The sequence below is a fragment of the Kineococcus vitellinus genome (assembly GCF_009906315.1).
GTDB classification, from domain to species: Bacteria; Actinomycetota; Actinomycetes; order Actinomycetales; family Kineococcaceae; genus Kineococcus; species Kineococcus vitellinus.
Window position 1 is genome coordinate 1 of record NZ_JAAALL010000188.1, and the last position, 8,637, is coordinate 8,637.

The following is an 8,637-nucleotide window of genomic DNA, read 5'->3' on the forward strand; positions in this document are numbered from 1 at the left end:
ATGGTGGTGGGGGCGGCGACCAGCGCGTCGGCGGGGGCGATCACGTGCTCGGCGGCGCCGCCGTCGCGCTCCATGGGCAGGAAGGCGATGACCGCATCTCCGACGGCCAGGTCTTCCACGCCCTCGCCGAGGGCGTCGACGGTGCCGGAGACGTCGTAACCGGGCACGTGCGGCAGCACGACGGGGATGGGCAGGAACCCGGCGCGCATGCCGTCGTCGGCGGCGTTGAAGGCGGAGGCGGCCACCCGCACCCGCACCTGCCCGGGTCCGGGGGTGGGCACCTCGACGTCCTCGTACTGCAGGACCTCCGGTCCACCGGTCTCGTGGAAGCGCACGGCCTTCATCACTGGTACCTACTCTCGTGGGAGTCGCTGGGGAGCTCCGCGGATCGAGTCCGCGGTTGTGGTGCTGCACTGAACTTCGCAGGTCCTGGCGCGATCAGCCTGGGCCAGATCGGCCCACCTTCAGAGTTGCTCTGTCGGCTGCGTCGCTGACCACACCAGGCCTCCCGCCCGGTACCGGTAGAGCCCGCGGTCGTCAGCGTGGTCGTCGGCGTGGTCGGGGGCTTGTGGTGCGCCTGGCCGATGTGCAGGTGGACGACCCATGTCGTCGTGGGCTTGGACGCCGCACTCGTACGCATCTGTACGCACCTGTACGCACCGTGTGGCCGTGCCGGCCGCTCACAGGCGGACGTCCACCGGGAAGCGGCGGAGGGTGGTGAGGGGTGCCGCCTGCGGTCCCTGCCGGAGGGCAGCGGGCCGATCATGACGTTGAGTCGACGGCGCCCGCACCGAGCGTTCAGCGCGGTGCGGGCATCGCCAGATGACGCACAAGCGGCGCGCAGGTCAGCGAGGACGGTGTGTCACGCTGACACGACAGCGTCAGCCGTCCAGCAGCACTTCGAACAGCGGACTGCCGGCCATCCACTCCTCCAGTCGCGTGGGTTGGGCGATGCGGGCGGGGTTGTGCGGCTGGTTCATGTCCTCGACGAACGCGCTGAAGATGCGCCGACGCTCCTGCGGGTCCGTCACCGGACGAGCCGTCGCGGGAAGGTCGGCACGGGCTCCGTGCTTGACGTGCAGGGTGAAGGCGGGGTGGGCCTGGAGGTTGGCCGCCCAGTCCCGGCGCCCCGGAAGGCCGCTGAGGTACAACCGGCCGTCGGCTCGGTAGAACCAGGTCTCGATGCGCCGTGCACGTCCAGACCGTCGACCGGTCGTGGTGATGTCGACCGTGCGCTCCCACGCGGAGGACGAACGGTCGATCTCGAGCGCTCTGCGGACGTCGTCACCGATCGCCTGCCGGTGAGCCTGGCCTGTCGTCAGAGTCTGGCCTGTCGTCAGCCTCTGGCCGGTCATCGAAGCATCGCCTGTCATCAGAGCATCAGGTCCCACTCGGCGGCCTGGGCCTGGCGGGTCTCCTGCTCCATGGAGGGCGGGAAGACGTTGCGGTAACGCTTGTTCTCACCGGTGATGACCTTGACGATGACGTCGATCATCGGCTGGGGGTCCTCCTGGCCCGGCAAGGTGTAGGGCGGCTGCCAGCCCGGCAGCAGTGCGGTCGCCGGGTCGTACCAGTAGGTCGAAGCCTCCAGCGCGGTGTCGTTGAAGCCCGTGAGGTAGAAGCCGGGCTGCACCGTGGCCACCGTGATGCCCTGGGGCTTGAGCTCTTCACGCAGCGTGGCGGCGATGGCCTCGATCGCGTACTTGGTGGCGCTGTAGGCGCCACCGAAGGGCGGCGTCTGCAGGCCCGCGTCGGAGGAGTTGAAGACGATCTTGCCGCTGCCGCGCGCGATCATCTTGCGCACGAAGCCCTTGGTCAGCGCCAGCGGAGCGAACACGTTGGTCTCGAAGTTCTCACGCACCAGCGACATCGGGATGTCGGTGATGGTCCCGCTGTTCGCGATGCCGGCGTTGTTGAAGAGCACGTCGATGTCGTAGGTGAGGGCGTGCGCTCGGTCGATCTCGTTGTGCAGGTCCAGCTTGATGACCTCCAGCTCGACCCCCGCGCGTTCGGCCGCGGCACGCAGCTCCCACGCCTGGGGCCAGATCTGCACGCCGGCGATGACGCGGTGGCCCAGTCGGGCCAGGTCCAGCGCTGTGCCGCGGCCGAATCCGCTGCCGGCGCCGGTGATCAGGACGGTGGTGCTCATGAGGTCTCCTCGCTACCGACTAGTTGGTAGGCTCGACGGTACGAGCTCGTCGATCCAGAGTCAACCAACGAGTCGGTAGGATGAGGTGTGCGCGACGGACAGGCGACCAGGCGGCGAGTACTGCAAGCGGCGGCGGCCGAGTTCGCTCAGCACGGCATCGCGGGAGCCAGGGTCGACCGGATCGCGGCGGCGGCTGCGACCAGCAAGGCGCAGATGTACGACTACTTCGGCAACAAGGACGGCCTGTTCGACGCCGTCTTCGCTGAGCACACCGCCGCGGTGATGGACGCCGTTCCTTTCACGGCGCAGGACCTGCCCGGCTACGCGGCCAGGTTGTACGACGCGCACCGCAAGCACCCCGAGTTCGTGCGCCTGGCGGGATGGGCGCGCCTGGAGCGTGTCCCTACGGGCGACCTGATCCCCGACGCGGCGGGCCACGAGGCGAAGCTGCAGGCTCTGCGGCAGGCGCAGGCGGACGGCAGCATCGACCCGGCACTGGACCCCTCGCAGGTGCTCTCACTGGTCGTGGCGATGGCCATGACCTGGTCGGCGATCAGTGTCGTGCGCACCACCACGAGTGCTGACAGCGCGAGCGTTCACGCCGACCGCAAGCGCTTCCTCTCCGAGATGGTCCGCCGTGCCACCAGCATCCCGGCGGCAGCGCCGCAGGGCAGCGAGCGGCGGTAGGGCGTCATCGCCTGCGCCCTCCGGTGCTCGGAGGAGGTGAGCATGTCGGTGCTCTTCGTGATGCGTGAGGTCATGCCGGCGCCACCTCCAGGACGATCTTGCCGCTGACGCCACCCGCGAGCAGGCGGTGAGCCTCCTGGGCCTGCTCCAGCGGCAGCCGGGCGGCGATCGTGGGGGAGATGGCTCCGCGCTGCAGGAGAGCGACGAGCGCGGTGAGGTCCTCGCGGAAGCGCCGGGGGTGGGCGGGCACGTAGGTCGCCGACATGTACCCGTCGATGCCCAGGCCCTTGCTGAACAGGCCCAGCGCCGACTGGCGCAGGGTGCCGGCGGCGGTGCGGGCGAGCGCGGCCGGGCTGCGCCGCCCGCCCGCCAGGCCGGAGGTGATGCCGTAGACCACGAGGTGGCCACCGGGGGCCAGCAGGGCGAAGGAGCGCCGGCTGGTGGGGCCACCGACTCCGTCGAAGACGGTGTCCACACCCTCCGGGGCCAGTGCCCGGACCCCCCGCACCCAGTCGCCGCCGCGGTCCACCGCCGAGGCCCCTTGCTCGGTCAGGGCGGGCAGGCGTGCGGCGGAGGCGGTGCCGATGACGTGCAGACCGCGCAGCCGGGCCAGCTCGACCAGCGCGCTGCCGACACCACCGGCGGCGCCGTGCACGAGCACCGTGCCCTCGGCGGGGGTGAGGGCGACGCGGGTCAGCATCTGCCAGGCGGAGAGGTAGTTCAGCGGCAGTGCGACCAGGGCGGCCGCCTCCAGCTCGGTGGGGACGGGAACGGCGAAGTCGGCGCTCACCTGGACGTGGGTGGCGTAGCCGCCGCGGCCCTCGGTGCGCACCAGCACCCGCTGCCCGAGCGCGGGGCTGGTGACGCCCTCGCCGACGGCGTCGACCACGCCGACGGCGTCGTAGCCGGGTGTGAGCGGGTAGGACGTCTTCGGCACCAGGCCCTCGCGCAGCAGGACGTCACCGTAGGCGACGCCGGCGGCTTGCACGGCCACGCGCACCGAGCCGGGTGCCGGGTCGGGGAACCGCGTCTCGAGCACCCGCAGGTGCTCGGGCCCACCGCGACGGCTGACGACGACGGCACGGCCGTTGGACCAGCTCACGGGCACTCCCTATCGTTGAGTGAATCAAGCATATGGGAGAGCTTGAAAAAATCAAGGATTGGATGAGGATGAACCCCGAGCAGGTCCTGCGCGTCGCCGAGGTGGTGCAGCACCTCGCCGAACTGCACCGCCGGGCGGCCGCCACTGCGTTGGCCGCCTTCAGCGTCAGTGAGAGCGGGGCGGGCTTGATCTGGCTGCTGGGCACGCAGGGCCCGGTCCCGATGGGCGCGGTGGCGCACCACCTGGCGTGCGACCCCTCCAACGTGACGCTGCTGGCCACCTCCATGGAGAGCCTGCAGCTGGCTCAGCGCGTGACGGACCCCGGCGATCGGCGACGGCGCCTGCTGCAGCTCACCGACCGCGGCCGGCAGGCTTACGCCGCGATGACCGCGGCCGTGGTGGCGGCCTCACCCTTGACCACCCTGCCCGTCGAGGATCTGCCCGTCGAGGACCTGCCCGTCGAGGATCTGCGTGCCGTGCTCAGCGCGCTCGAACCGTTGATCGTCAGGCACAGCTAGGCAACCCAGGCTCTCCTAGGACAGGCGCTGGTAGCCGCCCGAGGCGAGCTCCTCGAGGAGGGTCGGGCGCGTGGGCGTCCAGCCGAGGTCCTCGCGCGCGTGGCGCCCGAAGGCCTGCTGGTCGAGCAGGAGGGCGTCGGCGAACATCGCCCCCAGGCGCTCGCGGGTGGCGTCGATGGGCTCCTCCACGACCGGGCGGCCGTGTGCCGCGGCTTCGCCGAGCTCGCGCACGGTCGGGTTGGCCCCCGAGGCCCCCAGGTAGTAGCCGTCGGAGTCGGCCCGCTCCAGAGCCAGCACGTACAGATCGGCGAGGTCGTCGGCATGCACGGTCGCCCAGTGCTGCCTGCCATTCCCGACGAGCCGAACCTCCCCGCCTGCGCCCCCGTTCTCGTTCCCGGCCAGGACGTTGGGGATCCCGCGGCCGTAGCCGTAGACGACGCTCGGAGCGATGATCGTCGAGCGCACCGCAGATGCACGCAGCCGGTCCTCGATGCCCAGGCGCCATGCGGTGATGGGCAAGGGGTTGGGTGCGTCGGTCTCGACGAGGTCGCTGCCGGAACCGAAGATCCACACCCCGCCGGTGTGGACGTAGGGGATGTTCATGCCGCCCAGGGTGCTGATCGCGGTGTCGACGACGGTGGTGTCGACCTGCGCGCTCGTGGCGTCGCCGGGTGAGGCGGTGTGCACGACGCCGTCCGCGCGGCTCATCAGGTCCCGCAGGAGAACCTGGTCGGTGATGTCGCCGATCACCGCACTGGCGCCCTGCCCTGAGACGAGTTCTGCCCCGGCGGAGCTGCGGACGAGCGCGACGACGTCATGACCGCGTGCGATGAGGGATCGCAGAACGGCCGAGCCGATGTGTCCGGTGGCGCCGGTGAGGAGTACGGACATCGAGGGGTCCTCCTGAAAAGGGGTGAGGGTGTGGTGACGGCCGGCATCGGGCGACGTCGGAGAGGGTGTTGGTCTGGCTCACCGGTCAGGTGGGTCGACCTGCCCGCTCGTGCGGAGCGCGATCTGATCAGGTCCGAAGCGGCGGCCGTGGTGGGGTGACTATCAGGCCGATAGCTCGCGCGAAGTCGCCTTGTGCGCAGGCGCGTCGGCGATAGCGAGCGAGCCGTTCACCGGGCACCCACGAGCCGAACGCCTGCGTTGGGCTGACGCAAGTTCAGTCGAGGCTGTCGGAGTGGCGGGGAGGTGTTCGAGGGCGAAGGCTGCCCCGGTGAGGGTTTCAGGGTGGATTTCTGGGGCGCGGTTGTTGAGGTCGGTGACCAAGCGGGTGACTCTCGACCCGTACGCGTCCGCGGTCTTGAAGAGCGTCACGCCCTGAGCCAGCGCTGTCTCCAAGGTGCCATGCGCGGACACCTCGTCGGTGTCGTCATGGAATTCGCCCATACCCAGGCAGCTCAGCTCCTGCGCGTCACCTCCAGACCGCCGGAGCCCGGACGCACCTGCCCGAGCCACTCCTGGTTGCTCATGCCCTCACTTCTTCTGCCAGGCCTCGCCTCTGTCGTTGACGATGGCAACACTATGAACGTGACGGCGTCAATGTCAATGTCAACGAGCTGGCGTTACCATCGGCACATGGCAAGCGACTTCGAGCGGACAGCTGCGGGCGGCGGTCAAGACGACCAGCGCGAGCGCATCCTCGACGCCGCCGCGAAGCTGCTGGCCGAGGCCGGTCTCACCGGCATCTCCACGCGCGCCGTGGCGACGGCGGCCGGGGTGCAGACCCCCACGCTGTACCGCCTCTTCGGAGGCAAGGACGAACTGCTGGATGCCGTCGCCAGCTACGGGTTCGAGACCTACCTGGCCGAGAAGCGGGCGTTCGCACCGAGCGAGGACCCCGTCGAGGACCTCCGCCGGGGATGGGACATCCACGTGGAGTTCGGGCTGACGAACCCCGCGGTCTACACGCTCATGTACGGCAACCTGCGGCCAGGGCGCCGGCCGGCGGCGGCCCAGGAGAACCAGGACATCCTGCGACACATGCTCGAGCGCGCCAACAGCCAAGGACGACTCAAGGTGCCGGTGGAGACGGCGACCCGCTCGATCGAAGCCTCCACCACCGGGGCGGTCTTGCTGCTGCTCGCGCAGCCTGAACCCCGGCGCGACCCGCATCTGATCAGGCCGCTGCGCGACATGGTGCTCGACGCGCTGACCACCGCCCCGAGCCCGGACGCGGACCTTGAGGCGAGCACCTCCGCCCGCGCTGCTGCCCTGCTCGCCGTCATCTCGCCACAGGGCGGCCTCGACCCGCTGACCTCAGGTCGGTTCAGCCCCGCTGAGGCCGGCCTGCTGCGCGAGTGGCTCGGTCAGCTTGTCGACCACGGGCGTGCCTAGCGGCCAGCGCGGTCGCGGTCAGTAGCGGCGGCCCGACTACTCGCCGCCGATTCGCCGCCCACCGTGCCCCGGGCAGCAGACCCGAGCGAGGCTCAGCACCATGACGACCACGCCATGTGACACATCTTCAGACCGATGTGACTGCCCTCTTGGCGTGAGCCCCAGCACGACGTGCACATGATCATCGTGCTCGGCCTGCATCCAGACATCGGCAGGTGAGTGAGGCCGTGCAGGCGCCGGGGGCTGGGTAGGCGGCGAAGATGTCGTCGGGGCGGCGCTCCCGGGTGGTGCGGGCCCTTCGTAGCGCAGGGTGGTGACCCATGTGTGGCACAGCGTGTGCGGGTGCATCCGCGGCAGCCGGATACGCGCGTCGGAGGCCAGGAGTCTCACTGCACGCCGGCTGGCGGTGGTGAAGGGATCGCCCGGTCCGGTGCAGCGGGAGCTGTTGATCGCGGCGTAGCGGCCGGGGCGGCGGTGTGCTTGTACGGGCACGGGGCTTCACCCGAGCCGCTCGGCGACCGCTCCCGTGCTGAGCTGGGTGAAGCCGAGCTCGTCGGCCACGGCCACGGCCACGGCCAGGGCCACGGTGACGGTGGCCAGGCCGGCCCTAGGCACGGGTCAGCGTCCGGGTCAGGAAGGGCAGGATCAGGGGCAGCAGCTGCTCGGGCACCTGGGCGTGCAGGTAGTGCCCGGCGCCGTCGATGAGCGCCAGCTGCCCAAGGCCGGCGGGCAGTTCAGCGAGGACGCGCTCGCCCTCGGCGCGGGGGTCGGCCCAGTCGGGGTCCAGGCTGCCCTGGACGATGAGGACCGGGCAGCGCACGTCGGGCAGGTGGGCGCCGGCGTCGGCGGCGCTGGACCTCGCCATGGCCTGCAGGACCTTCATCCGGCCGGGCTCACTCATCGTGGTCTCGATGCGGGTCCGCTCAGCCGCCCAGTCGGTGGGCTTGGTCGGGTAGGCCAGCTCCAGATAGTCCATCCAGGCGGGCAGGCTGCCCAGCAGCAGAGTCTTGCCCAACAGGGTGCCCGAGGAGCGGTAGCGCTTGAAGCGCAGCAATCCGCTGAGGTCGGTGGACTGCTTGCGGGTGAAGGGCGCCAGCTCGACGAGGCCGGCGATCGACTCCGGTGCGGTGGCGGCGGCGATGGTGGCGGCGCCGCCGCTGATGGAGTGACCCACCAGGACGGCTCGCTCACCGGTGGCACCGCTGAGGTGGCGGACCAGGGCGATCAGGTCGCCGGCGATGTCGGTGCGGCTGTAGCCCGTCCAGCCGAGGCTGGACTCCCCGCAACCGCGCAGGTCGAGGCTGGCGACGCGGTAGCCGGCGGCGACCAGGGCGGGGGCGAGGTGGCGGTAGGAGTGACGGCTGTCGCCCATGCCGTGGGCGAGGACGACGAGGGGTCCTGCGCCGGTGAGGTCGTAGGCGAGGGCGCCTTCGTCGAGGTGCAGGTGCTGGGTCGGGTGTCCGGTCATGTCGACCTCCAGGTGGCTAACCTCCACGGCACGGAGCTTGTGATGTTAGCTATCCGCGTCAATACCCACGTCGAAGGTTGTGGAGGAGGCTGCGGGTGTCGGTTGCCCCACCGGTGCGCCCTTGCGCGAGGGTCTCGGCGGCCTTCACGATCGCCGGCCTCCACCCTGACGTCGGCGCCTTGCCGGTGATCCTCCCACTCAGCGACGACCGGCTTGGCGCTACGAGGACTCGATCAGCGCCATGACCGCGCGGCTGACCTATCCATCAGCGCGTGGACGGAGTTCGACCTCTTGCTCGTGGATGACGACTTCCTGGTCGGGGCACACGGGGCACACGGGGCACACGGGGCACACGGGGCACACGGGGCACACG

10 protein-coding genes are annotated in these 8,637 nt (G+C 70.5%); 3 read left to right on the forward strand and 7 right to left on the reverse strand.

From position 1 onward, the window contains the following. From GTQ99_RS15600 to GTQ99_RS15610, 3 genes are all read right to left on the reverse strand, one after another. On the reverse strand, positions 1-344 hold a 344-nt coding region (locus GTQ99_RS15600), incomplete at its 3' end, for a quinone oxidoreductase family protein (RefSeq protein WP_166616653.1). A 537-nt stretch (positions 345-881) separates the two neighbouring features. Further along, entirely contained in the window at positions 882-1,355 is a 474-nt protein-coding gene (locus GTQ99_RS15605) for a nitroreductase/quinone reductase family protein (protein WP_205707584.1), read from the reverse strand. Positions 1,356-1,372: 17 nt separating this feature from the next. Further along, positions 1,373-2,149 carry an SDR family oxidoreductase gene (locus tag GTQ99_RS15610; RefSeq protein WP_166616654.1) on the reverse strand — a complete coding sequence of 259 codons (777 nt, stop codon included), beginning with the start codon at positions 2,147-2,149 and terminating at the stop codon, positions 1,373-1,375. A gap of 87 nt (positions 2,150-2,236) precedes the next feature. Between GTQ99_RS15610 and GTQ99_RS15615 the strand changes: the two genes are divergently transcribed. After that, positions 2,237-2,836 (forward strand): TetR family transcriptional regulator, encoded by a 600-nt coding sequence (locus GTQ99_RS15615; protein WP_166616655.1) that lies wholly within the window; start codon positions 2,237-2,239, stop codon positions 2,834-2,836. Positions 2,837-2,906: 70 nt separating this feature from the next. Here the strand turns inward: GTQ99_RS15615 and GTQ99_RS15620 are convergent, their stop codons facing one another. Continuing rightward, a complete protein-coding gene (locus GTQ99_RS15620; protein WP_166616656.1) occupies positions 2,907-3,938 on the reverse strand; it encodes a zinc-binding dehydrogenase in 1,032 nt (343 codons plus the stop codon). 68 nt (positions 3,939-4,006) lie between these two features. Here GTQ99_RS15620 and GTQ99_RS15625 point away from each other — a divergent pair, with 68 nt between their 5' ends. Then, on the forward strand, positions 4,007-4,456 hold the full coding sequence (locus tag GTQ99_RS15625; protein ID WP_166616657.1) for a MarR family winged helix-turn-helix transcriptional regulator: 450 nt from the start codon (positions 4,007-4,009) through the stop codon (positions 4,454-4,456). 15 nt (positions 4,457-4,471) lie between these two features. Here the strand turns inward: GTQ99_RS15625 and GTQ99_RS15630 are convergent, their stop codons facing one another. Next, positions 4,472-5,347 carry an NAD-dependent epimerase/dehydratase family protein gene (locus GTQ99_RS15630; RefSeq protein ID WP_166616658.1) on the reverse strand — a complete coding sequence of 292 codons (876 nt, stop codon included), beginning with the start codon at positions 5,345-5,347 and terminating at the stop codon, positions 4,472-4,474. A 162-nt stretch (positions 5,348-5,509) separates the two neighbouring features. Continuing rightward, the gene (locus GTQ99_RS15635; RefSeq protein ID WP_166616659.1) at positions 5,510-5,848 is read right to left on the reverse strand and encodes a hypothetical protein; all 339 of its coding nucleotides are present in this window, start codon (positions 5,846-5,848) and stop codon (positions 5,510-5,512) included. 189 nt (positions 5,849-6,037) lie between these two features. On the opposite strand from GTQ99_RS15635, the gene GTQ99_RS15640 reads away from it, so the two are divergent. After that, entirely contained in the window at positions 6,038-6,796 is a 759-nt protein-coding gene (locus GTQ99_RS15640) for a TetR/AcrR family transcriptional regulator (RefSeq protein ID WP_166616660.1), read from the forward strand. A 607-nt stretch (positions 6,797-7,403) separates the two neighbouring features. Here the strand turns inward: GTQ99_RS15640 and GTQ99_RS15645 are convergent. Further along, the gene (locus tag GTQ99_RS15645; RefSeq protein ID WP_166616662.1) at positions 7,404-8,264 is read right to left on the reverse strand and encodes an alpha/beta fold hydrolase; all 861 of its coding nucleotides are present in this window, start codon (positions 8,262-8,264) and stop codon (positions 7,404-7,406) included. Positions 8,265-8,637: the final 373 nt, after the last annotated feature.

Bases quoted from the DNA above. Each gene is read 5' to 3' on its own strand.
- GTQ99_RS15605 (WP_205707584.1), bottom strand. From the start codon at position 1,355: ATGACCGGCCAGAGGCTGACGACAGGCCAGACTCTGACGACAGGCCAG.
- GTQ99_RS15610 (WP_166616654.1), bottom strand. From the start codon at position 2,149: ATGAGCACCACCGTCCTGATCACCGGCGCCGGCAGCGGATTCGGCCGC.
- GTQ99_RS15625 (WP_166616657.1), top strand. From the start codon at position 4,007: ATGAACCCCGAGCAGGTCCTGCGCGTCGCCGAGGTGGTGCAGCACCTC.
- GTQ99_RS15630 (WP_166616658.1), bottom strand. From the start codon at position 5,347: ATGTCCGTACTCCTCACCGGCGCCACCGGACACATCGGCTCGGCCGTT.
- GTQ99_RS15635 (WP_166616659.1), bottom strand. From the start codon at position 5,848: ATGGGCGAATTCCATGACGACACCGACGAGGTGTCCGCGCATGGCACC.
- GTQ99_RS15640 (WP_166616660.1), top strand. From the start codon at position 6,038: ATGGCAAGCGACTTCGAGCGGACAGCTGCGGGCGGCGGTCAAGACGAC.
- GTQ99_RS15645 (WP_166616662.1), bottom strand. From the start codon at position 8,264: ATGACCGGACACCCGACCCAGCACCTGCACCTCGACGAAGGCGCCCTC.